Annotated in this window: 25 protein-coding genes; 13 read left to right on the top strand and 12 right to left on the bottom strand. The window is 71.5% G+C overall.

Annotation, left to right across the window (positions count from 1 at the left end):
- Positions 1-2: 2 nt before the first annotated feature.
- From MUY14_RS32405 to MUY14_RS32375, 7 genes are all read right to left on the bottom strand, one after another.
- The gene (locus MUY14_RS32405; protein WP_247014774.1) at positions 3-758 is read right to left on the bottom strand and encodes a hypothetical protein; all 756 of its coding nucleotides are present in this window, start codon (positions 756-758) and stop codon (positions 3-5) included.
- A 10-nt stretch (positions 759-768) separates the two neighbouring features.
- Positions 769-1083 (bottom strand): hypothetical protein, encoded by a 315-nt coding sequence (locus MUY14_RS32400; RefSeq protein WP_247014772.1) that lies wholly within the window; start codon positions 1081-1083, stop codon positions 769-771.
- Complete coding sequence (locus tag MUY14_RS32395; protein WP_247014771.1) at positions 1080-1811, bottom strand: YbaB/EbfC family nucleoid-associated protein; 732 nt, start codon at positions 1809-1811, stop codon at positions 1080-1082. Before MUY14_RS32395 ends, MUY14_RS32400 begins: the two co-directional genes overlap by 4 nt.
- Before the next feature lie 135 nt (positions 1812-1946).
- Positions 1947-2813, bottom strand: coding sequence for an aldehyde dehydrogenase family protein (locus MUY14_RS32390; RefSeq protein WP_247014769.1), 867 nt, complete (start codon positions 2811-2813; stop codon positions 1947-1949).
- On the bottom strand, positions 2806-4239 hold the full coding sequence (locus tag MUY14_RS32385) for an aldehyde dehydrogenase family protein (RefSeq protein WP_247014767.1): 1434 nt from the start codon (positions 4237-4239) through the stop codon (positions 2806-2808). The genes MUY14_RS32390 and MUY14_RS32385 overlap by 8 nt, the downstream gene beginning before the upstream one ends.
- The gene (deoC, locus tag MUY14_RS32380) at positions 4239-5213 is read right to left on the bottom strand and encodes a deoxyribose-phosphate aldolase (protein WP_247014765.1); all 975 of its coding nucleotides are present in this window, start codon (positions 5211-5213) and stop codon (positions 4239-4241) included. Before deoC ends, MUY14_RS32385 begins: the two co-directional genes overlap by 1 nt.
- A gap of 84 nt (positions 5214-5297) precedes the next feature.
- Complete coding sequence (locus MUY14_RS32375; RefSeq protein ID WP_247025355.1) at positions 5298-5912, bottom strand: DUF1707 domain-containing protein; 615 nt, start codon at positions 5910-5912, stop codon at positions 5298-5300.
- A gap of 85 nt (positions 5913-5997) precedes the next feature.
- On the opposite strand from MUY14_RS32375, the gene MUY14_RS32370 reads away from it, so the two are divergent.
- From MUY14_RS32370 to MUY14_RS32350, 5 genes are read left to right on the top strand one after another with little or no spacing between them, the layout of a single operon-like run.
- Positions 5998-6420, top strand: coding sequence for a protein-tyrosine phosphatase family protein (locus tag MUY14_RS32370; protein ID WP_247014763.1), 423 nt, complete (start codon positions 5998-6000; stop codon positions 6418-6420).
- Between the two features lie 5 nt (positions 6421-6425).
- Complete coding sequence (gene upp, locus MUY14_RS32365; protein WP_247014761.1) at positions 6426-7049, top strand: uracil phosphoribosyltransferase; 624 nt, start codon at positions 6426-6428, stop codon at positions 7047-7049.
- Between the two features lie 34 nt (positions 7050-7083).
- Positions 7084-7992 carry a pentapeptide repeat-containing protein gene (locus tag MUY14_RS32360; RefSeq protein WP_247014759.1) on the top strand — a complete coding sequence of 303 codons (909 nt, stop codon included), beginning with the start codon at positions 7084-7086 and terminating at the stop codon, positions 7990-7992.
- 37 nt (positions 7993-8029) lie between these two features.
- Complete coding sequence (locus MUY14_RS32355; protein ID WP_247014757.1) at positions 8030-8599, top strand: RNA polymerase sigma factor; 570 nt, start codon at positions 8030-8032, stop codon at positions 8597-8599.
- Positions 8596-9849: a hypothetical protein gene (locus MUY14_RS32350; RefSeq protein WP_247014755.1), complete on the top strand. Its 1254-nt coding sequence runs from the start codon at positions 8596-8598 to the stop codon at positions 9847-9849. Before MUY14_RS32355 ends, MUY14_RS32350 begins: the two co-directional genes overlap by 4 nt.
- Here MUY14_RS32350 and MUY14_RS32345 read toward each other — a convergent pair.
- Positions 9822-10439 carry a TetR/AcrR family transcriptional regulator gene (locus tag MUY14_RS32345; protein ID WP_247014753.1) on the bottom strand — a complete coding sequence of 206 codons (618 nt, stop codon included), beginning with the start codon at positions 10437-10439 and terminating at the stop codon, positions 9822-9824. The two genes, MUY14_RS32350 and MUY14_RS32345, sit on opposite strands and share 28 nt — an antisense overlap.
- Before the next feature lie 84 nt (positions 10440-10523).
- On the opposite strand from MUY14_RS32345, the gene MUY14_RS32340 reads away from it, so the two are divergent.
- The 8 genes from MUY14_RS32340 to MUY14_RS32305 all read left to right on the top strand — a co-directional run bounded on the left by MUY14_RS32340 (position 10524) and on the right by MUY14_RS32305 (position 19070).
- Positions 10524-10925 carry a MerR family transcriptional regulator gene (locus MUY14_RS32340; protein ID WP_086673859.1) on the top strand — a complete coding sequence of 134 codons (402 nt, stop codon included), beginning with the start codon at positions 10524-10526 and terminating at the stop codon, positions 10923-10925.
- Positions 10926-10975: 50 nt separating this feature from the next.
- Positions 10976-11899 carry an aldo/keto reductase gene (locus tag MUY14_RS32335; protein WP_247025353.1) on the top strand — a complete coding sequence of 308 codons (924 nt, stop codon included), beginning with the start codon at positions 10976-10978 and terminating at the stop codon, positions 11897-11899.
- A 103-nt stretch (positions 11900-12002) separates the two neighbouring features.
- On the top strand, positions 12003-13544 hold the full coding sequence (locus tag MUY14_RS32330; RefSeq protein WP_247014751.1) for an NAD(P)-binding domain-containing protein: 1542 nt from the start codon (positions 12003-12005) through the stop codon (positions 13542-13544).
- Positions 13544-14614 (top strand): alpha-hydroxy acid oxidase, encoded by a 1071-nt coding sequence (locus tag MUY14_RS32325; protein WP_247014749.1) that lies wholly within the window; start codon positions 13544-13546, stop codon positions 14612-14614. Before MUY14_RS32330 ends, MUY14_RS32325 begins: the two co-directional genes overlap by 1 nt.
- Positions 14611-15876, top strand: a complete 1266-nt coding sequence (locus MUY14_RS32320) for a cytochrome P450 (protein WP_247014747.1) — start codon at positions 14611-14613, stop codon at positions 15874-15876. The genes MUY14_RS32325 and MUY14_RS32320 overlap by 4 nt, the downstream gene beginning before the upstream one ends.
- The gene (locus MUY14_RS32315) at positions 15873-17153 is read left to right on the top strand and encodes a cation:proton antiporter (RefSeq protein ID WP_247014745.1); all 1281 of its coding nucleotides are present in this window, start codon (positions 15873-15875) and stop codon (positions 17151-17153) included. The genes MUY14_RS32320 and MUY14_RS32315 overlap by 4 nt, the downstream gene beginning before the upstream one ends.
- A 64-nt stretch (positions 17154-17217) precedes the next feature.
- Complete coding sequence (locus MUY14_RS32310) at positions 17218-17865, top strand: response regulator transcription factor (RefSeq protein ID WP_247025352.1); 648 nt, start codon at positions 17218-17220, stop codon at positions 17863-17865.
- Positions 17862-19070: a sensor histidine kinase KdpD gene (locus MUY14_RS32305; RefSeq protein WP_247014743.1), complete on the top strand. Its 1209-nt coding sequence runs from the start codon at positions 17862-17864 to the stop codon at positions 19068-19070. The genes MUY14_RS32310 and MUY14_RS32305 overlap by 4 nt, the downstream gene beginning before the upstream one ends.
- On the opposite strand, the gene MUY14_RS32300 is transcribed toward MUY14_RS32305, so the two are convergent.
- The 4 genes from MUY14_RS32300 to MUY14_RS32285 all read right to left on the bottom strand — a co-directional run bounded on the left by MUY14_RS32300 (position 19054) and on the right by MUY14_RS32285 (position 23549).
- Positions 19054-20295 carry a HEAT repeat domain-containing protein gene (locus MUY14_RS32300; protein ID WP_247014741.1) on the bottom strand — a complete coding sequence of 414 codons (1242 nt, stop codon included), beginning with the start codon at positions 20293-20295 and terminating at the stop codon, positions 19054-19056. The two genes, MUY14_RS32305 and MUY14_RS32300, sit on opposite strands and share 17 nt — an antisense overlap.
- A 32-nt stretch (positions 20296-20327) precedes the next feature.
- Complete coding sequence (gene hisS, locus MUY14_RS32295; protein ID WP_247014740.1) at positions 20328-21617, bottom strand: histidine--tRNA ligase; 1290 nt, start codon at positions 21615-21617, stop codon at positions 20328-20330.
- Positions 21618-21643: 26 nt separating this feature from the next.
- Positions 21644-22033, bottom strand: coding sequence for a hypothetical protein (locus MUY14_RS32290; RefSeq protein ID WP_247014738.1), 390 nt, complete (start codon positions 22031-22033; stop codon positions 21644-21646).
- A gap of 349 nt (positions 22034-22382) precedes the next feature.
- Positions 22383-23549 (bottom strand): amidohydrolase family protein, encoded by a 1167-nt coding sequence (locus MUY14_RS32285; protein WP_247014735.1) that lies wholly within the window; start codon positions 23547-23549, stop codon positions 22383-22385.

Here is a 23549-nt window from a genome sequence, read left to right as displayed (position 1 = left end):
GGTCAGTTGACCCGCCAGTCACCGGGATGCGACATGGTTTTGGTGTCGGTTCGCTCCCACTGGTCGCCGAGGTCGTCGACCTTGGCCTGGATGGAGTTCTGCTCGGTTTCGATCACGTCCAGCAGCGTCTCGATCGCGATGACCGTGCCGGTGATGGCGGGAACGGCCATGGAAATCGCCCCGGCGATGATCCCGAGAGCCAGCGGTAGGCCCACGACGGTGGCCGCGGTGAGGATGGCCGACACGATGGCGGCGATCAGGCCACCGACGATGACCTTCATGGCGAGCCAGAAGGAGTCGATGCCGTTGGCGAGGTTGTTGAGCGAATCGCGCATCTGCTCGCCCAGGTCCTTCATCGAATCCAGGTATTCGATCTGAGCGGGAACGGCCGCCTTGTAGGTCTCGGCGGCTCGGCCTTGCCAGTAGATGTTGGCCTTCAGCTTGTCCAGGTGCAGAGTGCCCGCGATGTCATCGACGGTGTGCGAGAACTCTTCGATCCACTGCCGGCCGACCTGCTTCAGCTTGTCGGGATCGCCCACGTCCGTGAAGAGCCGTTGAGCCGCCTGCTGGTACTGGGCGAACTTCTCGTTGACGTAGTTCACCAGATCGATGATCGGCTGGATCAGGGACTCCAGGGCGCCGGGTACCCATTCGAGGAGGTCACGGACCTTGGCCATGAACTCCCGGAACTTCTCCTCCATGGCGCGCAGGTCTTCGAGGGTCCGGTCGATGATCGCGGTGCCGGCGGGTGCGGTCATGGCCGTCTCCTCAGTTTCCGTCGAGCTTGCCCAGCCGGCCGGCGTGCCCGGCTTCGGCCTGTTCGTAGATTTCCGCGCCTTCGAGGAGGCTCCCGGCGATTCCGCGGAAGTTTGCCGAACCTTGGGCGAGCAGGCGATCCAGCTTCGCGCGCATGTCGTTGTACCGCCGGTCGAAACCCCTGGCAGCGGCGTAGCTCATGACGTCTTTCGGGGTGAGTTCGAGAGGTGCCACGATCCCTCGGGCCTGGTTGAGGTTGTCGGCCGCGAGATCCCAGGTGTTCGCGTCCGAACGGAGAGCTTCGAGGGCGACTTCGACGTCACTCATCGGCGATCACTTCCTTCGGCGCCGGCGGACAGGCCCGGCGGCGGAGTCAGCCCGACGCGGCGCAGGAGCCGGGCGGGGTCGGCCAGCAGGCCCATCAGTTCGGTGTAGGCACGCCCGGGGGACTCGGGAACCGGACCGGGCGGCGCCGACTTGCGGCAGAGGGCGGTGAGAACGTCCAGCAACTCACTCTCGACCTCGGCGTTCCTGGCGCTGGACGCCCAGGCGGTGTCCAGGTTCAGGCTGACGTAGTGACCGTTCTCGGCTGTTCCGGCGACGTGACCACCGCCGCTCTCGGCGAAAGCCGTCGCAGCGGTCGTTTCGGACACCCGGACGGCGAAGCTTTCGAGTTCCGCGTCGACGGCGTCGGTCAACCGCAGGACGTCTTGCGCGGTGAGGGGTGTCTCGTCCCCGTCGGCGGGCGGCGCCGACGGCGGGCTGTCGCGAACCTCGCGCGCCCGCCGGCCCACCGAGTCGATGGTCGCCGCGTTGGCCGCGGTCAGGACCCTCGCGCCGAGGACGCGGGGGTCGATCTCGGCCTTCCAGTCGGCGGCGAGCTCCACCCGGCGAACCTCACCGTCGTCGGACACGGTCACCGTCACGATCCGATCCGGATCCTGGCCGGTGAGGCCGGGCTGTTCAGCGTCTTCGTCAGGCAGGCGCGTCGGGCTCTCGCCGTCGTCCCAGAGGTCGATCTCCGCCTCGAACGCCCATTCTTCGTCGTCCGGCACCTGCACCCTCCCCGATGCGTCACGCTCAGTACCTGGCAGGGACTGTACCGGTGATCGACCTGAGCTTCAGCCGAAAGCCGTGAACGCGACGGAGGCCACCACCCCGGTGCGGGGTGGTGGCCTCCGTTCGTGCACTCAGACGCCCAGTGGATGCCAGACCGTCTTCGCCTCCAGGTAGCGGCGCAGGCGGGTCAGGTCCGGGGCCGTCGTCCAGTCCGGCTCGGCCTCCGGGACCGTCAGGACGCGCTTCACCGTGTTCGCCGCTTCGCGCGCCAGCTCCAGGCGGTCCGCCGGGGCGGCTCCTGTCGGGTCCAGGGCGTTGACGTCGCCGTGGGAAGCCAGCCACGAGCCCAGCTCGGACGCGTGGCCGGTCAGGATGTTCGCCACGCCGCCCGGGACGTCCGACGTCGCCAGGACCTCCGACAGCGTGATCGCCGGCAACGGGCGCTCCGCGCTCGAGACCACCACCGCCGTCGAACCGGTGGCCAGGACCGGGGCCAAGACCTCGATCAGGCCCAGCAACGACGAGCCCTGGGGCGCCAGGATGCCCACCACGCCCGTCGGTTCCGGGACCGTGAACGAGAAGTACGGGCCCGCCACCGGGTTCGCCGCGCCGAGGACCGTGGCGATCTTGTCCGTCCAGCCCGCGTACCAGACCCAGCGGTCGATGGCCGTGTCCACAATGGACTCGGCCTTCTTCGCCGCCAGGCCTTCGGATGCCGACACCTCGGTGATGAACTGGTCTCGGCGGCCCTCCAGCACCTCGGCCACCCGGTACAGGACCTGGCCGCGGTTGTACGCCGTCGCCGCGGCCCAGCCCGGGAATGCCTTGCGGGCGGCCACCACCGCGTCGCGGACGTCCTTGCGGGACGCGTGGGCCGCGTTCGCCAGGAACTTGCCCTTCGCGTCCGTCACCGGGTACACCCGGCCGGACTCCGAACGCGGGAACTTGCCGCCCACGTACAGCTTGTACGTCTTCGCGACGGAAATCCGATCAGACATCGAGGTAAGCCTCCAGCCCGGTGCGGCCGCCTTCGCGCCCGAAGCCGGATTCCTGGTAGCCGCCGAACGGTGCGGCGGGGTCGAAGCGGTTGAAGGTGTTGGCCCAGACCACGCCGGCGCGCAGCTGGTTCGCCATCCACAGGATCCGGGAGCCCTTTTCGGTCCAGATGCCCGCCGAAAGCCCGTACGGCGTGTTGTTCGCCTTCGCCACGGCCTCGTCCGGCGTGCGGAACGTCAGCACCGACAGCACCGGGCCGAAGATCTCCTCGCGCGCGATCCGCATCGACTGGTGGACGTTCGCGAACACCGTCGGGGCGAAGAAGAAGCCGCGGTCCGGCACCGGGCACGGGCTGGTCCAGCGCTGCGCGCCTTCGGCGTCGCCGGCTTCGACGAGCCCGCGGATCTTCGCCAGCTGCTCGGCCGAGTTGATCGCACCGATGTCGGTGTTCTTGTCCAGCGGGTCGCCGATGCGCAGCGTCGAAACGCGGTAGCGCAGCTTCTCCAGCACCTCTTCGGCGATGGACTCCTGCACCAGCAGGCGCGAGCCCGCGCAGCAGACGTGGCCCTGGTTGAAGAAGATGCCGTTGACGATGCCCTCGATCGCCTGGTCCAGCGGGGCGTCTTCGAACACGATGTTCGCGGCCTTGCCGCCCAGCTCGAGCGTCAGCTTCTTCGGCGTCCCCGCGACCTGGCGCTGGATCGCCTTGCCGACCTCGGTCGAGCCGGTGAAGGCGATCTTGTTGATGTCCGAATGCTCCACAATGGACGCACCGATGTCACCGGCGCCCGGGAGGATGTTGACGACACCCGGCGGAAGCTCCGCCTGCTGGCAGATCTCCGCGAAGACCAGCGCGGTCAACGGCGTCGTCTCGGCCGGCTTCAGCACCACCGTGTTGCCCGTGGCCAGCGCCGGCGCGATCTTCCAGGCCAGCATCAGCAGCGGGAAGTTCCACGGGATGATCTGCCCGGCGACACCCAGCGGCCGCGGGTTCGGGCCGTAGCCCGCGTACTCCAGCTTGTCGGCCCAGCCCGCGTGGTAGAAGAAGTGCGCGGCCGCCGTCGGGACGTCGGAGTCGCGCGACTCCTTGATCGGCTTGCCGTTGTCGAGGCTCTCCAGCACCGCCAGCTCGCGCGAGCGCTCCTGGATCAGCCGCGCGATGCGGAACAGGTACTTCGCGCGCTCGGTGCCCGGCATCTTCGACCAGACGCTCGTGTACGCCTTGCGCGCGGCCTTGACCGCGGTGTCCACATCGGACTTCGACGCGGTGCCGACCTCGGCCAGAACCTCTTCGGTGGCTGGGTTGATCGTCTTGAGCGGCTCACCCGAGCCGTCGACGAATTCGCCGTTGACGAACGGCTTGTAGTGGTCCTTCAGGTTCGCGATGGCGCGCGATTCGGGCGCCGGTGCGTACTCGAAAACAGGCATCAGTCCACCGTCACGTAGTCGGGGCCGCTGTAGTGGCCGTCCACCTGGGTGCGGCGCTGCAGCAGCAAGTCGTTGAGCAGGCTGGACGCGCCGAAGCGGAACAGGTCCGGGACCAGCCACTGCTCGCCGGCGACCTCGTGCACGGCGACGAGGTACTTGATCGCGTCCTTCGTGGTCCGGATGCCGCCGGCGGGCTTGACCCCGCGCAGCTCGCCGGTCTGGACGTGCCAGTCGTGCACCGCCTGCAGCATGATGTGGGTGACCGGCAGCGTCGCGGCCGGGGAGACCTTGCCGGTCGAGGTCTTGATGAAGTCACCGCCGGCCAGCAGCGCCAGCCACGACGCGCGCCGCACGTTGTCGTACGTCGCCAGCTCGCCGGTCTCGAGGATGACCTTCAGGTGGGCGTCGCCGCAGGCGGCCTTGATGGCCTGGATCTCTTCGAAGACGGCCATGTAGCGGCCCTCGAGGAAGGCGCCGCGGTCGATCACCATGTCGACTTCGTGCGCGCCCGCGTCGACGGCGATCTTGGTGTCGGCCAGCTTGATCTCGCGGCTCGTGCGGCCGGCGGGGAAGCCGGTGGCGACGCTCGCGACGTGCACGCCGCTCGTGCCCAGCGCCTCGACGGCGGTCTCGACCATGTCCGGGTACACGCAGACGGCGGCGACGCGCGGGGTGTCCTGGCGTTCGGGGTCGGGGCGGACGGCCTTCGCGGCGAGCGCCCGGACCTTGCCGCGGGTGTCGGCGCCCTCCAGCGTGGTCAGGTCGACCATGGAGATGGCGGTGTCGATGGCCCACCGCTTGGCGTCCTTCTTGATGCTGCGCGTGCCGAGGCCCGCCGCGCGCTGCTCGACGCCGACCTGGTCGACACCGGGCAGCCCGAGCAGGAAGCGGCGCAGGCTCGCGTCGTCGCGAGTCGCGTCCGCCAGTGGCGCCGGGGTGGCCGGCGCCGCTGACGTGCTGGTCGTGGCTGTCATGCGCCTGAGTCTAGGCGGCGGGTACGACAGTGCGAGCCCCCATCGGGTGTGACGCTGGGTGCCGAGCGCGTCACAATTCCGAGGTCAGCCCTTCTCGATCCGCGGCGGGTCCACCCGCTGGGCCGGCCGCCGGTACACGACCACCCCGCCCCAGAAACCCAGGCCGTTGATCTTCACCGTCGGTGCCGTCGGGGGAGCCGGGGGCGCTCCCGACTTGTCCTCCAGCACGAAGCCGCCCATGAAGCCGATGCCCGTCACGTCGACGTTGATGTCGTCCGGGACCGTGATCTGGATGCCGCCCATGATCGCGATGGCCGTGATCGTGCAGTGCTTGTCCGCGAACCTCGCCTGGCGCAGGTCGATCTCCGCGCCGCCCCAAAAGGCGAAGCTCGTGTGCTGCGGGGGCAGGACCCAGCTGCCCTTGCGGACCGCGCCCGACATGACGCCGATCGAGACCGGGGAGCCCGCGTAGCCGCCGATGCGCTGGTCGGGGAAGCCCAGGGCGCGGGACGTCGCCGGCTCGATCACGCCCGGCGACGTGGGCAGGTCCACCGTCACCGGTTTGAGGTCGCCGATGGTCTTGGCCGCGTAGACCGTCGACAGGCGCTCTTCGAGTTCGTTCACCGTGATCCGCCCTTCCGCGAGGGCGTTGTGCAGCACCTGGGCGACGCGCTCGCGGTCGGCGTCGGAGGCCCGCATCTGGTCGGGCGTCAGTTCGCTCACCCGGGGGAGCCTATCGGCGAAAACCACCCTCCGTGTCCACCTTCTGGAGGACACTGCTCCGATGGTGCGATTTCCCGACGGCGTCGAGGTCCGCGGCCGCGGGCTGGGCCGCCCGCGACCCGACGAACCCGAGCCGGACTACGGGCTCTACCTGGGCACGAACCGGTTGCGGCGCAAGCACGGCGGCGGCATCACCTGGCCGCAGGAGTGGATCACCTGGCCGGACTTCCTGCTGCCGCTCGACCGCACGGACGCGATCGCCAAGATCAAGGCCCTCCACGAGCGCGCCGGGGTCGAAACCGTCGAAGTCGCCTGCTACGGCGGCGCGGGCCGCACCGGCACCGTCATGGCCTGCCTGGCCGTCCTCTCCGGCGTCCCGGCCGAGGACGCCGTCGCCTGGGTGCGGGCGAACTACCACGAACGCGCCGTCGAAACGCCCTGGCAGCGCGGCTGGGTGAAGAGCTTCGCGAAACGGCTAGATTGACCCGCATGGATGTGCACGTCGTCGACCACCCCCTCGCGAAGGCCCGGCTCTCCACGATGCGCGACGCGCGCACCGACAGCGCCGCGTTCCGGGCCGCGCTGCACGAGCTGACCGTCATGCTGGTCTACGAAGCCACGCGCGACGTCCCGGTGAAGACCGAGCGGATCCACACGCCGGTCGCCCGCACCGACGGCTTCAAGCTGGCGAAGCCGCCGCTGCTCGTGCCGGTGCTGCGAGCCGGGCTGGGCATGGCCGACCAGGCGCACAAGCTGATCCCGGACGCGCAGATGGGCTTCGTCGGCCTCGCGCGCGACGAGGAGACGCTCAAGCCGACGCCCTACCTCGAATCGCTGCCGGAGTCGCTCGCCGACCGGCCGGTGCTGGTGCTCGACCCGATGCTCGCCACCGGCGGCTCGATGGAGTACACGATCCGGCTGCTCACCGACCGAGGTGCCGCCGACGTCACGGCGATCTGCGCGCTCGCCGCGCCGGAAGGCCTGGCGCACCTGGAGAAGACCGGCCTGCCGGTCCGCGTGGTCACCGCCAGCATCGACGAGCGCCTCAACGACTCGGGCTTCATCGTCCCGGGTCTCGGCGACGCCGGTGACCGCCAGTACGGCGCCGTCTAAGCCCTTGCCGGTCCTGAAGTGGCGGTGGATCGCCGTGACCGCCGTCGCGGTCGCGGTCGTCACCGCCGGGCTGCTGTGGCTGTTCCTCGCCTGGTCCGGCGAGCCGACCGCGCCGGTGCGCATCGACGCGGTCAAGACGGCGTTCGGCGTCGGCGCGGGCGCGGGCGGCGTGTTCGCGCTGTGGCTCGCGACGCGCCGCCAGCGCACCCTGGAACTGCAGCTCGCCGAGACCACCCGCGTCGCCGGGGTGACCGAACGGGACCTCGAGGAGCGGCGGGTCACCGAGCTGTACACGAAGGCCGTCGAACAGCTCGGCAACGACAAGGCGCCCGTGCGGCTCGGCGGGCTGTACGCGCTGGAGCGGCTCGGGCAGGACAACCCGAAGCAGCGCCAGACGATCGTCAACGTCCTGTGCGCCTACCTGCGGATGCCGTTCGACGGCCCGAAGGCGGGCCTGAAGGGCACCGCGGACCTCGATCCGCCCGACTACGACGAGGCGGAGCTGCTGGTCCGCCTGGCCGCGCAGGAACTGCTCAAGACCCACCTGACCCACGACGAACCCGGGTTCTGGCCCGGGATGGCGATCGACCTGCAGCGGGCCACCCTCGTCGACTTCCGGCTGAGCGGCTGCACCCTGGCCGCCGCGGACTTCAGCCGCGCGCGGTTCGTCGGCGCGGTGCACATCCGCGGCACGACCTTCACCCGCCGGGTGGGCTTCTTCGGCGCGGAGTTCACCTCGGCCGTCAACTTCGACCGGTCGGTCTTCGAAGAGGGGGCGTTCTTCACCTGGGCGCGCTTCGGCGCGAGCGCCCGGTTCACCCGCGTCCGCTCGGGCGGCCGGTTCGAGTTGACCCGCGCGCGGTTCGAGGGCGAAGCCGACTTCGAGGGCGGCGAGCACCAGGACGTCGACCTGACGGACGCACGGTTCCCGCCGGGCGAATAGCGCGCAACGTCCCGCCCGGTGCCGGCCACTGAAGGGTGTGACCAGCCATACGACGGGGGTACCGGTGGGTGATCGAGTCCTGTGGGACCGGGCGGCCGGGGGCGACGAAACGGCTTTCGGCGAGCTCTTCGAGCGGCACGCTGAAGCCGTCTGGAACCACGCCTACCGGCTGACCGGCTCGTGGGCCGCCGCCGAAGACCTGACCTCGAACACCTTCCTGATCGCCTGGCGCCGCCGGGCCGACGTCACGCTCGTGCGGGACAGCGCCCTGCCCTGGCTCTACACCGTGGCCGGCAACGCCGCCCGCGACGAGTACCGCGGCGCGAAACGGCGGCTCCGGCTGCTCCGGAAGATCCCGGACCCGGCGGTGGTGTCCGACCACGCCGACGCCGTCGCCGAGCGGCTCGACGGCGAGCGGCAGCTGCGCGAAGTCGTCGAAGCCGTGCGGACGCTGCCGAAGGCGCAGCGCGCGGTCGTCGAGCTGTGCCTGCTCGGCGACCTCGGCACCGCCGACGCGGCCGCGTTGCTGGCCGTCGCGGAGGTCACCGTCCGCGCCCACCTGTCCCGGGCCCGGGCCCGGCTGCGCACCCTGCTGGAGGGGAAATGAGCGACGATCTCGGCCTACCGTCCCGGCGCGCGCTGCCCGGCGACGTCCGCGACCGGCTGCGCGCCGAAGTCCGCGCGGGCATCGGGAAACCCCCGCGCGCCAAGCACGTCTGGTACGCCGCCGCGGCCGCGGTGCTCGTCCTGGCCGCGGGCGCGGTCGTCGTGACGCGGCAGCTGCGGCAGCCCGCCGAAGCGCCGCCCGCGGTCCCCGGTGGCCTGACGCTCGACGGCAAGCTCGCGACGACGGCGCTCGACCGGTGCTGGGCCGCGGTCCAGGCGGCGGGCAAGACCGACCGGGTGCCGCCGCGCGCGGAGTGGGTCCCGCTGCTCACCGAGGAACTCGAAGGGGACGCCGTCGTCGCGGCCACCGCCGCGGGCAAGCCGATGTTCTGCGAGACGACCGCGACCACTGTGACGCTGTCGGACCCGGGCGCCACGCCCGCGTACGCCCCGGGCAGCCGGTCCGGGCTGCTGCTGCACAGCGCGACCGGGCTGGTCGGCGGGGTGCTGGACCCGGCGTGGCCGAAGGCGAGCCTCGCGACGTCGACCCCCGGCGGGTCGAGCGGGAGCGACGTCGGGTTCTCGCCGGTCAGCCGCCAGTTCGTGGCCCACACCCGTACCGCGCCGGACCGGACGGCGGTCGCGCTCATCGACAGCGGGCCGGGGCAGCCGCGGAAGGTGGACCTCCCGGCCGCCCCGGCGCCGTTGCTCGCCGTGACCGACCGCCCGGAGCCCGCCGACCGGACCTCGACGGCGGGCCGGGCCCTCGGTGACTGCCTGGCCGACGCCGAAGAGGTGATCCCGGACGCCGCGGCCTACCGGCCGGGACCGCTGCTGCGGGAGGCCGGCCAGGAGGTGGTCATGGGTCGCCGCGGCGACCGCGTGATCGTCTGCACGCGGGAGCCGGACTACCAGCGGCCGGGGGAGACGCGGGCCCGGGCGTACCCCGATCTGGTGGCGGCCCGGGGAGTCCCGGCGCGGATCCTGCGGGTGAGCACGCTCGGCGGCGCCGAGTCGGGTGCCCCGGCCGGGGCGGCCCGCACCCCGGTCGCCGTGGTGCTCCCGGCCGCGGCGATCTCGGCGGGCTTCGAATTCGACGCCGACAACGGCGCCGACCTGGTGGTCACCGACGGCATGGCGCTGGCCTGGCTGCCGCGGAAGATCGCACTGACGCCGGAGGCGAAGGTGCGCGTCCGGGCGTGGGACGCGGCGGGCCGGCTCGTCTACGACGCGTCGTTGCCGCTGTTCTGAGGCCGCAGCCAGCCGGAGGCGTTCGCGCGCAGGGCCCGCTCGTACGAGCCGGTCACGTCGAACTCCTCCGGCAGGTTGCCGGTCAGCTCCAGGGACACCAGGCCGTGCACGACGGCCCAGCAGCCGACCGCGACGGTCGCCGGCGGGACGTCGAAGAAGACGCCGTCGGCGATGGCCCGGCGGATGATCGCCTCCAGGGGCTCCAGCGTCTTACGGGCGAGTTTTTCGGCGTCTTCGTTGGGTTCGAACCCGGGGACCGACCGGCTGAACATGATCCCGTACAGGTGCGGGTCGGCGAGCGCGCTCGCGCGGTAGGCGCTGCCGAGCGCGACGAGGTCGTCGACGGCGTCGCCGGTCAGCTCGGTGCCCGCCATCCGGGCGCCGAAGCGGCGGAAGCCCTCGGTGTAGAGGGCGTTCACCAGATCGGGTTTGCTGCCGAAGAGGGAGTACACGGCGGTGGTCGACGTGCCCGCGTCGGCAGCGAGCTTTCGCAGGGAAAGTGCCTTCGGCCCGTCGGCGGCGATGAGCTCACCGGCGCGGTCGAGCAGCTTCAGCCGGAGCGCTTCGTCGTGCGTGCGGGGACGAGCCATCTACGCAGCGTAGTGCAACGCTGTTATGGATGACCAGGGTCGGGAGTTGACCTGGAGTGCACTCCAGGTCGTAGTGTCGAGGTCATGAGCTACTCGATAGCGGAAGCCGCTCGACGTAGCGGACTGTCCATCGACACCCTCCGGTACTACGAGCGCATCAAACTGCTCGACCCGCCCGCCCGTGACACCGCGGGCCGCCGGGCCTACTCGGACGACGACCTGAACTGGCTCGGTTTCCTGACCAAGCTGCGCACCACGGGAATGCCCATCAAGAGCATGCGCGAGTACGCGTCGCTGCGCCGCCACGGCGTCGCCAGCGCGGGCCGCCGCAAGGCTCTCCTGGTGGAGCAGCGGCGGTCGGTCGCCGAGCGGATCGCCGAGCTGCAGGGCTGCCTCGACATCCTCGACTACAAGATCGACAACTACGCCCAGGTCGAGCGCAACGTGCTCGGCGTGGAACCCGGCAGGGAGGAAATCTCCGCGTGAAGACCAGGAAGCTCGGCGGACTGGAAGTGGGTGCCCAGGGGCTGGGCTGCATGGGGATGAGCCAGGCGTACGGCGTCCGCGACAACGACGAGGAGTCGATCGCGACGATCCACCGGGCGCTCGACCTCGGCGTGACGCTGCTGGACACCGCGAACGTGTACGCCAACGGCGTCAACGAAGAGCTGGTCGGCCGCGCGATCGCCGGCCGCCGCGACGAGGTCGTGCTGGCGACGAAGTTCGGCATCGTGTGGACCGACGGCGCGATGGGCGCCCGCGGCGACGCGGCCTACGTCAAGCAGAGCTGCGACGAGTCCCTGCGACGGCTCGGCGTCGACCACATCGACCTGTACTACCAGCACCGCGTCGACCCGGACACCCCGATCGAAGAGACCTGGGGCGCGCTGGGCGAGCTCGTCGAAGCCGGGAAGATCCGGTACGCCGGAATTTCCGAGGCGAGCGCGGCGACGATCCGCGCGGCCCACGCCGTGCACCCGGTGACGGCGCTGCAGAGCGAATGGTCGCTGTGGACCCGGGGCATCGAGGGCGAAATCCTGGACACGTGCCGGGAGCTCGGCGTCGGCGTGGTCCCGTTCTCGCCGCTGGGCCGGGGTTTCCTGACCGGCGCGGTGACGTCGATGGCGGACCTGCCCGAGGACGACATGCGACGCGGCCTGCCGCGTTTCGCCGAGGGCAACTTCGAGCGCAACATGGCGATCGTCGACGCGCTGCGGAAGCTGGCCGAGGAGAAGGGCGTCACCGCGGGGCAGCTCGCGCTCGCGTGGGTGCAGTCCCACGGCGAGGACGTCGTGCCGATCCCGGGCACCAAGCGCCGCAAGTACCTCGAGGAGAACGTGGCGGCGGCGGCCCTGGACCTGACGGCGGACGACCTGGCCGCGATCGAGGCGGCCGCCCCCGCGGAGGCGATCGCGGGGGAGCGTTACCCCGAACGCCTCGCCCGCGCCGCCGGCCGCTGAACCCGCACTTTCACGTGAAAGTGCGGCTCTGAGGCTTTTCTGAGATCTCCGGAGCAGGCTCGGCGCCGATCATGCGGTCGGTGCCGAGCCTCAGGAGGTCGTCGTGGCGGAGGAAGTGCTCGATTATCTGGTGGTCGGGGCCGGGCCGGCCGGGGTGCAGCTGGGGCAGTTCCTCGGGCACGCCGGGCACCGGTACCTGGTGCTGGAGGCCGGGTCCGCGCCCGGGCACTTCTTCGAGACCTTCCCGCGGCACCGGACCCTCATCTCCATCAACAAGAAGCACACCGGGTACAGCGACCCCGAGCTGCGCATGCGGATGGACTGGAACTCGATCCTCGCCGACGGCGACGACGACCCGGTGTTGTTCACCGACTACAGCGAAAAGCTCTTCCCGGACGCCCCGGACTTTCTACGCTACATCGCCGACTACGCGGCGAAGCACCAGGTCAACGTCCGCTACGACACCCGTGTGACGCGCATCCGCCGGGAGACGGAAAGCGCTCTCTTCGTCCTCACCGCCGGTGACGAGGAGTTCAAAGCGCGAAGGCTGATCATGGCCACCGGCGTCACCAAGCCCTACATCCCGCAGTTCCCCGGCATCGAACTGATCGACCAGTACGTCGACGTCAGCGTCGACCCGGCCGACTTCACCGACCAGCGGGTCCTGGTGCTCGGCAAGGGGAACTCCGCGTTCGAGACCGCCGACAACCTCATCGAGCAGGCCGCCGTCGTGCACGTCGGCGGGCCGCGGCCGGTGAAACTGGCCTGGCGCACCCACTTCGTCGGGCACCTGCGCGCCTACAACGCGGGCATCCTCGACATGTACCAGCTGAAACTGCAGCACGCGATCCTCGACGGCGACGTGCGCGAGGTCCGCAAGGACGCCGACGGCTACCACGTCAAGTTCGCCTTCGCCCGCGCCGACGAGGTGATCAAGGAGATCCGCTACGACCGCGTGATCGGCTGCACCGGCTTCCGCTTCGACGCGGAACTGTTCGACGAGGACTGCCGCCCGGAGCTCACGATCGACGACCGCTTCCCCGCGCAGACGCCGGACTGGGAGTCGGTGAACGTGCCCGGCCTGTACTTCGCCGGCACGATCACGCAGGTCCGCGACTTCAAGAAGGCCACCAGCGCGTTCATCCACGGCTTCCGCTACGGCGCCCGCGCGCTGGCCAAGGTGCTGAACGAGCGCCACCATGGCAAGCCGTGGCCGAACACCGAACTCCCCGCCAAACCGGACGCGCTGACCGATGCCGTGATCACCCGGATCAACCGGACTTCCGCGCTGTACCAGCAGTTCGGCTTCCTCGGCGACGTCGTGGTCGTCGACGGCGACACCGCACGCTACCTCGAAGAGGTGCCGGTGGACCGGGTGCTGGCCGACCCGCCGGAGGACGCCTACGTCGTCACCCTCGACTACGGCCCGGACCACGACAAGATCGACCCGTTCGACTTCGTCGCGCGGGCCGCCCAGGACAAGGCCAACGACCACGGCGAGGGCCATTACCTGCACCCGATCGTCCGGCACTACCGCCGCGGCGAGCTGGTCGCCACCCACCACGTCACCGAGAACCTCGAAAACGAGTGGGACAAAGAGGTGCACGTCGAGCCGCTGACCGCGTTCTTCACGCGGGAGATGTGATGCGGACGATCGCGGAGTTCGAGGCGGCGGCCCGTGAACGCCTCGACCCGGCGCACTACGACTACTTCGCGGGCGGCGCGCAGGACGAGATCACCCTGGCGGAGAACGAATCCGCGTTCCGGAAGCTGCGGCTGCTCCCGCGGGTCCTGCGCGGCAGCGACAAGCGCGACCTGAGCGTCGAGCTGCTCGGGACGTCGTCGTCGATGCCGATCCTGATCGCCCCCACCGCGTTCCACCGGCTCGCGCACGCCGACGGCGAACTCGCCACGGCCCGGGCGGCGGCGCGGGCGGGCACGATCATGGTCGTCAGCATGGCCGCCACCACGGCGATCGAGGACGTCGCCGCGGCGGCCCGCGAGGTCGCCCCGGACCCGGGCCTGTGGTTCCAGCTCTACCTGCAGCCGGACCTGGAGTTCACCGAGGCCATCGTGCGACGCGCCGAAGCGGCCGGGGTGAAGGCGTTCGTCGTCACCGTCGATTCGCCGGTGCTCGGGCGCCGGGAACGCGACGACCGCAACGACTTCCACGACCTGCCGCCGGGATTCGCGGTCGAGAACCTCCGCAACATCGGGGAGAACCGCAGCGGCGGCAACGCCAGCCACGTCCGCGACATCGTCATGTCGGCCGGGCTGAACTGGGACCACATCGCGTGGCTGCGCGGCAAGACCAAGCTCCCGGTGCTGATCAAGGGCGTGCTGCACGCCGAGGACGCGCGGCTGGCCGTGCACCACGGCATCGCCGGGATCTTCGTGTCCAACCACGGCGGCCGCCAGCTCGACACCGCGCCCGCCACCATCGACGTGCTACCTGGCATCGCGACGGCCGTCGGCGGGGCCATCCCGGTGCTCGTGGACGGCGGGATCCGCCGCGGCACCGACGTCGTCAAGGCGCTGGCGCTGGGTGCGGACGCGGTCGCGGTCGGGCGTCCGATCGTGTGGGGCCTGGCCGCCGGCGGCCGCGAAGGCGTCACGCAGGTGCTGGAGCTGCTACGGGAGGACTTCGACCAGGCGCTCGCCCTCTGCGGCGGGCGGCACCCGGCCGATCTGACTCCGGACCAGGTGCGGCGATGATCGGCAAGGTGCTGGCGGCGGCCGCGGTGGCGAGCGCGCCGGCCTGGCTGCCGGACCGGGTCGTGGCGCTGCGGAACAAGATCTTCTCGCTGGTCAACGGGCAGGAGGCGGTGACCATCCCCGGCGAGCGGGTCGGTGTCGGGGACTTCCGGCGCGTCTACGCCGATCCGGCGGCGAACGGCCGCAGCCGCGGTGCCGCGCTGTCCGACCTGTTCTGGTACTGGCTCGCGCCCGGCCCCGAGGTGCACCAGGAGCACCTCGAACCCGGGCCGCGCTACGACGAGGTCGCCAAGTGCACCCGGCACATCCTGATCCGGTCCAAAAAGGACTCCGAGGACCTGGCCCGGCGGGTGGCGGCGCACGTCCTCGACGGCGTCGGGCCCGGGCTCGTCCGGCTGCGCGACGAGATGATGCCGATCTGGGCCGAGCTGTACTACGAGCTGGTCTTCGAGGAGCCGTGCCCGCCGGAGGCGCGGGACCTCATCGTGGCGCACGCCGACGACGTCGTCTCGGCGCTGAAGTGCGTGCGGCCGCGGAACATGCGCCGCCGGGCCCGGCTGACGAAGTACCTGCGGCGGCGCCTCGCCGACGTCCCGCACCCGCTGCCGGCGTCGCTGACCCCCGAGGAGCAGGCGTACTACCTGCAGGGCACGTTCTTCAACACGGCCGTCGTGCAGATGTCCGAGGCGATGGCGCACCTGCTGATGATCATCGCGAAGTCGCCGGACACGCAGCGGCGGCTCGCCGAGCACCCGGACGACGACGCTTACCTCGACCGCGTCATCGACGACGGCCTGCGCCGGTACCCGCTGTTCGGCATCGCGCACCGGATCTCCACCGCCGACATCGAGCTGGCGGACCTGACCATCCCGGCGGGCACGGTGCTGTGCTTCAGCTACCCGGACTTCGCGGCGCAGACCGGGAAGGACGACTTCATCCCGTTCGGGGTCGCGCAGAACCGCGCCTGCCCGGCCCGCGGGCTGGCGCCGCCGACCATGCGCGTGGTGACGCGCGAGGTGCTGCGCCGGTTCAGCCTCGCTTCGACGGCCGGGCACACGCGGTCGATCCCCAACCGCGGCCCGGCGCTGCTCACCCCGCACGGGAGCCGGCGAAAGCGCTTCCCGCTGCTCTGGCTCGCGGTGCGCGACCGCTGGGAAGACGTCTGGCGCAGCCTCACCCAGCTCGTGTTCGGCACGTACATGGTCCTCGACGCCCGCCGCCAAGCCCTGTGCACCACCTACTTCGCCGGAGGCAAGTCATGACCCCCACCGAAGCGGCACCGGCCTTCTTCCTCGCCGTCGCGGCGATCCTCGTCGTGTGCCGGCTGGTCTGCCTGCTCGCGGTGCGGCTGGGGCAGCCGCCGGTGGTCGGCGAGATGATCTCCGGCGTGCTGCTCGGCCCGTCCCTGCTGGGGCTGGTCCTGCCCGACGTGCAGACGGCGTTGTTCCCGGACGGCATCCGTCCGCTGCTCTACGTCGGCGGGCAGATCGGCCTGGTCATTTACATGTTCGGCGCGGGGTACGAGTTCAGCCTCCGCAGCATCCGCGGCTCGGCGAAGTCGGTCGGCGCGATCTCGGCCGCGGGCACGGTGGTGCCGCTCGCGCTCGGTGTCGGCGTCGCCGTGTTCGGCACGAGCTGGGCCGGCATCGCCAAGGACGGCGTCTCGCTCGCGACGTCGGCGGCGTTCGTCGGGGTCGCGCTGGCCATCACCGCGTTCCCGATGCTCGCCCGGATCATCACCGAACGCGGGCTCGGCGGCACCCGGTTCGGCTCGCTCGCACTGGCCTGCGGCGCGCTCGACGACGTCCTGGCGTGGGTCCTGCTGGCCGTGGTGCTGGGCATGCACGCGGACTCGGCCGGGCCGGTCGCGCTGGCCGTGGGCGGCGGCCTGCTGTTCGCGTTGCTGCTGGTGCTCGTCGGACGACGGCTGCTCGCGAAGGCGATGGGCAGTGAACGGATCTCCGCCGACCAGAAGATGCTGATCACGGCGCTGACGCTGTTCGCGGCCGCCTGGTTCACCGACGTCATCGGGCTGTACGCGGTGTTCGGCGCCTTCTGCGTCGGCATCGTGTTCCCCCGCGTGCCCGCCGCGGACGTCGTGCTCGCGAAGATCATGCCGATCGGGCGGATCGTGTTCCTCCCGCTGTTCTTCACCTATTCTGGCCTGAACACCCGGTTCGCGCTGCTCGCCGATCCGAAGCTGCTGCTGTTCGCCGTGCTCTGCGTGGTCGTCGCGATCGTCGGCAAGCTCGGTGCCTGCTGGGGAGCGGCGCGGCTGGTGGGGGAGCCGCAGCCGATCGCGTTGCGCGTCGGCACGCTGATCAACGCCCGCGGGCTGATGCAGCTGATCGCGCTCAACGTCGGGCTCGCCGCCGGGATCGTTTCGCCGGCGTTGTTCACGGTGCTCGTGCTCGTCGCGCTGGTCACCACGATCATGACCGCACCGGTGCTTTCGTGGCTCGACCGGCGTGATGCCCGCAACGGGAGCAGCGAGGTGCTCCTGATGGCCGAGCCGGTGCCGGTGACCGGGAAAAGTTGATAGTTCAAATTTGGAAAATCACTGCCAGTATGGACTCGTGCACGATGGGGCTACGAAACAGCGGGTGCTCGTGGTCGAGGACGACCGCGAACTGGCGGGCATGCTCGCCGAGCTGCTCGCCGACGAAGGCTACGAAACCGAGGCGGCGCACGACGGGCAGCGCGGGCTGCACCTGGGTCTCACCGGGCGGTACGACGTGATGGTCATCGATCGCCGCCTCCCGGTGCTCGACGGACTGGAGCTGGTGCGGCAGCTGCGGGCCCGGGCCGTCACCACGCGGGTGCTGGTGCTCTCGGCGCTGGGCGAGCTGGCCGACCGCGTGGGCGGGCTCGACGCCGGCGCCGACGACTACCTCGTCAAGCCGTTCGAGGCCGAGGAGCTGCTGGCCCGCCTGCGCGCGCTCGGCCGGCGTGACCTCGAAGGCGCGGAGAGCCTCCCGCTCGGCACGGCGGCCCTCGACCTGCGGCGGCACGAGGTCGTGCTGCCGCGCGGCGAGCGGATCACGCTGTCCGGGCGGGAGTTCGAGCTGCTGCGGACGCTGGCGCAGCGGCCGAAGGCGATCCACCCGCGGGCGTCGCTGCGGACCAACGTCTTCGCCGACTCGACCGGGGAGTCCATTGTGGACACATACGTGTACTACCTGCGGCGCAAGCTCGGCCGGGACGTCGTGCGGACCGTGCACGGCCTCGGGTACCAGATCGGCGCGGTGTGAGGCCCCGCGGCGACCCCGAGGACCGGGCCCTGCGGCGGGCGCGGTGGGCGATCACCGCGCAGATCTCCGTGGTGGTGTCGCTGCTCGTCGCGGTCGCGGGCGCGATCGCGTACGGGATCCTGCTGGCCGGGCAGCACGCCGACGCCGACCGGGTGCTGGCCCGGACGATCCAGCTCGGCCCGGCGGAAACCCCGCCCGGCTGCGTCTGGCTGTTCACGCCGGTGCTGCACGCGCCCGCGGGACCGCCGCCGGCCGGGATGCCGCTGGCTTCCCTGGCGGCCACGGTGCCTTCGCCCGGCGACGTCCACACGGAACGGCGGCCGATCGGCGCGATGACGTACACGATCCGCGTGGAGAACCGCGGCGGCGTCGTGTCGCAGGCGTACTTCGAAGAGGTCTACCAGATCCAGGACCGCTCCTCGCTGGTGTTCGGCCTCGGCGTCGCGGAGGTGCTCGCGCTGCTCGCGGCGGTGCTGTGCGGCCGGGTCATGGCCGGGCGCGCGATCCGCCCGCTGGCCGACGCGCTGCGGCGGCAGCGGACGTTCGTCGCCGACGCCTCCCACGAACTCCGGGCCCCGCTGACCCGCCTGCACACCCGCGCGCAGCTCCTGGCCCGGCGCGCGTCGGGGCGGGACGCGGACGACCTCGAGCAGCTGGTCCGCGGCACCCGGGAGCTCGGCGAAGTCGTCGAAGACCTGCTGATGTCGGCGCAGGCGGGCGACCGGACGTCGCTGGAGCTGGTCGACCTGGGATCGCTCGCGGAAGAAGCGGTCGCGGCGGAGACGGACCGGGCGGGACAGGGCCAGGTCCGCCTCGCGGTGACCCGCGAGCGGCGGCCGTACGTCGTCCAGGGCGTGCCGACGGCGTTGCGGCGGGTGCTCTCGGCGTTGCTGGACAACGCACTCGGCCACACCCCGCCCGGCGGGTCGATCGAGGTGTGGCTGGGCGTCCCGGACGACCGGCACGTGGAGCTGCGCGTCCGCGACACCGGCGTCGGCTTCCCGGCGGCCGAGGCGGACCGGATCTTCGAGCGCTTCGCCCGCGGTTCCGACGGCGACGGCCGCCGCTTCGGCCTGGGCCTGGCCCTGGTCCGCGAAGTGGTGAACGGCCACGGCGGCACCATCGCGGCGGCGGGGCAGCCGGGCGCGGGAGCGACGTTCACGCTGACGTTGCTGCGCGCCGACGCCGTCAGCGGGGGAGTGTGAAGCGGATCCGCTGGGCCGTTTCCGCGGGCAGCCGGGTGAGCAGGCCCTCGATCGCGGCGGCCAGTTCCGGTGGCGGCGCCGTGTAGATCCCGGCCGACTGAGACAGCCAGGCGGCCAGGTCCCGGCGGGCGTCGGCGGCCAGGTCGTCGTCCCGCAGCAGTGCGAGGTCGGTGTGCAGCCGCAGCCAGGTGTCCCCGGCACGCAGGAGCGATGCGGCTGCCCGGCGGGTGGGGAGCGGCCGATCCTCGCCGAGCAGCTCCCGCAGCACCGCCACCTCGACCGGCTTGCCGCGCAGGAACGCCACCACCTGGCGGAGCACCGCGGGCGACGGGTCCGTCAGCAGCGGCCGCACCGCCGCCGAGTCCGGCGCGATCCGGCGCAGGCCGCGGACGGCGAGCGCGCGGATCCGCGGCCGGTCGTCGGTGAGGACCTGTTCCAGTCGCGCGGCATCGGCGGCGGTGCCGGTCTCGCCGAGCCCCGCGATCGCGGCGGGGGACACCGGCAGCGCCCGGTAGCACCGGGCGGGGTCGCCGCCCGCCTCGCGGACGAGGAACTGGGCCATCGAGCGGACCGCCGAGGAACGGTCCGCCAGGTGGGCCTCGACGGTGGCCCGGTCGACGAGCGTCAGCGCGCGCGTGCGGACCTTCGGCGACCCGGCGGCGAGGAGCTCTTCGACGAACTCGCCGCGGTCGAGCAGCGCCGTGCCGCACAGCGTGCGGACCACGAGGTCGCGGTCCCGCCGCGCGCTGCCGAGGAGGCGTTCGCGGGGGAGCAGGCCGAGCGCTTCCGCGTGCGCCCAGCGGCGGCTTTCGAGGTCGTCCAGCGCCAGCGCGACGTCGAGCGCGGCCGCCAGGTTGTCGCGGAACAGCGTGGTCATCCAGTCGTCGACCTGACGCCGCCGCAGCACGCCGATCAGCGGCAGCACCGCGCGGAGGGCGGACTCGTCCAGTTTGGACAGTGCGGCCGCCCGCGCCGCCGCCCGGACCGGCCGGACCCAGTCGACGCAGCGGACCAGCAGCAGCGGCAGCGCCTCGGGGTCCGGGCTGACCGCGAGCCGCCGGACGGCGGCTTCACGCACGTAGCCGTCACGGGAGCACGCGGCGAGGACCAGCGCCTGCCGCGGCGGCCGGCGCCGTCCGGCGGGCCACCGGGTCCGCCGGACGGACTCGTCGAACTCCACCCAGCGCCGCACGTCGCCGGTGGTGAGCTGATCGAGGTCGAACACCCCTCCAGCGTGGCAGGGGTGTCGAGCCGGTTTCAGGCCAGGAGCGCCTGGACCGCCGCCGGGGCGTCGGCGATCGCGACCGGGTTCTGCTCGCGCGTGGCCAGGCTGCGGACGGTCACGGTGCCGGCCGCCCAGTCCTCCTGGCCGACGATCACGACCGCGGCCGCGCCCGCCTTGTCCGCGCGGGTGAGTTCCTTGCCCAGCTTGCGGTGCTCGATCGGCGTCGACGTCCGCAGCCCCGCCGCGCGCAGCGCCCGCGCGACCGTCCGGGCCTGGTCTTCGAGGTCTTCGGTCACCGGGATGACCACGACGTCGACCTCGCTGCGCGGTGCCGGCGTCAGGCCGTGGGTGGCGAGGAAGTCGATCAGCGTGACGTCGCCCATGCCGAACCCGATGCCCGGGATCTGCTGCGGCGTGAACATCGACGCGAGGTCGCTATAGCGCCCGCCGCCGAACAGCGCGCGGCGGTTCTCCGGCGAGGTGTCGAAGACCTCGAACACGGTCGACGTGTAGTACGCCAGCCCGCGCACGATCATCGGCTCGTACTTCACCAGGTCCTTGGCGCTGCTGTTCAGCACCTTCACCAGGTTCGACTGCGCACGGACTTCGGCGGGCAGCTCGTCGAGCAGCGCCTCGCCCGCCCCGAGCGTCTCGGCCAGCTTCTCGAACTGCTTGTCCGACAACCCGATCTCACCGGCGCTCTCGGCGAGCTTCTCGCGCGGGTACTTCTCCCACCGGTCGACGAGCGCGAACACCTGGGAGAGGTGGTCCTCGGAGACCCCGGCGACGTCGGTGAGCGCCGACGTCAGCAGGTTCCGGTCGTTGACGCGCAGCACGAACATGTCCGGCGTCGCCCCGAGCGCGGCCATCAGGTCGTGCACCAGCTCGAAGATCTCGATCTCGCAGTTGGCGCTGTCCGACCCGAAGATATCGGCGTTGATCTGCCAGTGCTCGCGCACGCGCCCGCGTTGCGGAGCCTCGTACCGGTGGCAGTTCGGGTGGCTGTACCAGCGCACGGGGAAGGAGAGCGACTTGGCGCTCCCGGCGATCATCCGCGCGACCGACGGCGTCATTTCGGGCCGCAGCGCCAGCCGCCGCCCGCCTTTGTCGGTGAGCGTGTAGAGCTGCTTGTCGGCGATTTCCTGGCCCGACTTCCGCTCGTAGATCTCGGCGGATTCGAGGATCGGCCCGTCGTAGCGGAGGAAGCCGCGGCGCTCGAGGACGTCGTAGAGATGACCGAACACCTGGGTCCGCACGGACATTTCGGCGGGCAGGAAGTCCCGGGTCCCCTTGTAGGGCGCGGTCGGCAGGTATTCAGGCACGTCGTCAAGCTTAACGACCGGTTTCGTCAGGCGAAGGCGACCCCATAGGCGGTGAGCAGCGTGGCGGCTCCGAGGAGCACGGCACCGGCGCTGGTGACGCGGCCGCCGAGCTCGTTCTTGTTCGGGAGCAGGTGCAGGAAGAAGCCGCCGGACTGGGCGAGGACGCCGAAGAGGAGGAGGAAGCAGGTGATCCAGAGCGTGGTGTCGCCGAAGGTGGTGCGGCTGAGGATTTGCAGGGCGACCAGGGCGAGGATCAGCAGGACGCCGGCGTGGGCGTGGCCGGCCCGGAACATCGCGCGCTGGTGGTCGGTGAGCTTCCGGTCGCGCAGCACGCCCATGAGTGCGTAGCCGCCGTACATGACGGTGGGCAGCGAGACCAGGGCGATCACCGTGAAGAGCTGGGTGGGGCCGTGCATGGGGGACTCCTTGTCCGGTCTGGTGGCAGTGACTGTAACACTGTTTTAAAACGCTGTCACCAAACTGGGCGTTCCCTGGTCGGGGGAGGGGCCGAGGCGGAGTTTGCCTCGCGGTGAGGTGAGTGGGGTGGGGACGCGCGGGAGGGGGCGGGCGGTTCGAGCCGGGTGGGTGAGGGGCCGGTGGCGCGAGTGGTCCGTTCGCGACGGCTGTGCGGGTGAGTGGTGCCTTTCGTGCCCGGCGTGCGGCGCGAGTGGTCCTTTCGTGCGCCGGCGGGGAGCGCGAACGGTCCTTTCGTCGCGGGCCGGTGGCGCGAGTGGTCCGTTCGCGCTCGCCGGGAGGTCCCGCCCGCTAAGCCGCCTGCCCTCGAGCCAGCACCAGCAGCGGGTTGCGCAACGCCGAGAGCGAAGCCAGCGGATCGCCCTCGACCACGAGCACGTCGGCCGCCAGCCCGGCCTCGAGCCGGCCGGTGACCGACGACAGGCCGAGGCCCGCCGCCGAATCGCACGTCGCGATCTCCAAGATCCGCCGCCGGGGGAAGCCGAGCCACTCGTACAGCTCCAACGCCCCGACCGGGTCGTCGAACACCGATCCCGGCAGCCCCGCGTCCGTCCCGGCCAGCAGCCGGACCCCGTGCTCCTCCAGCCACGGCAGCCGCCCGTACATGGCCTCCGCCGTGGCCTCGCCCAGCTTCTCGACGATCACCCGCCAGTTGCGGCTGCTCGTCGAGCACGCCGAAATCCCCGACGCGGCCATCCGCGCGGCCACCGGGTCGCGCCGGTCGAACGTCCGGGGGCCGGTCAGGAAGCTGCAGTGCTCGACCGTCGACACCCCGGCCGTCACCGCCGCCTCGATCGCGTCCGCGCCGTGGGCGTGCGCAGCCACCGGCAACCCGTGCGAAGCCGCGTGCGCGACGACCACCGACAGCTGCCGGGCGTCGAACTGCGACTCCCACATGTCGGCCCCGCCCTCGGTGATCTGGCCGCCGCTGGCCATCACCTTGATCACGTCCGCGCCCGCTGCCGCGTTCGAGTCGATCACCGCGCGGATCGAAGCGTCCGAAGTGACCGCGCCGCCGAAGAAGTGGCAATGCCCCTCCGGGACCGTGATCGGCGGGCCCGACACCAGCAGCCGCGGCGCCGGCGCACCCGCGAACGACGAGCGCACCGCCGCGGCGAGGTGACCGCGGTCGCCGAGGTCGCGGACCGTCGTCACGCCGCTGCGCAGCATCGACGTCAGCCGGGCGCGCGCACCCTCCAGCGGCGAAGAAGCGTCGGAAAAGTGAGCCAGCATCTCCCGCGACGCGTCGAAAGCCAGGTGCACGTGGACGTTGAACAACCCGGCCAGCGCGGTCCCCGTGGGGAAGTCGTGCCGCACCGCGTCCGGCGCGGCTCGAGCGACGACGTCCGCCCGCGCGCCCGCCGCCACGATCACGCCGTCGCGCACCAGCACGGCGCCGTCCAGCACCGGAGCGGACGGCCGGGGCAGGACGCGGCCCGCCGCGATCAGCGTTTCCAC

It is taken from the genome of Amycolatopsis sp. FBCC-B4732, from assembly GCF_023008405.1.
In the GTDB taxonomy this organism is placed as follows: domain Bacteria; phylum Actinomycetota; class Actinomycetes; order Mycobacteriales; family Pseudonocardiaceae; genus Amycolatopsis; species Amycolatopsis pretoriensis_A.
This window is presented reverse-complemented; position numbering and strand designations above follow the sequence as displayed.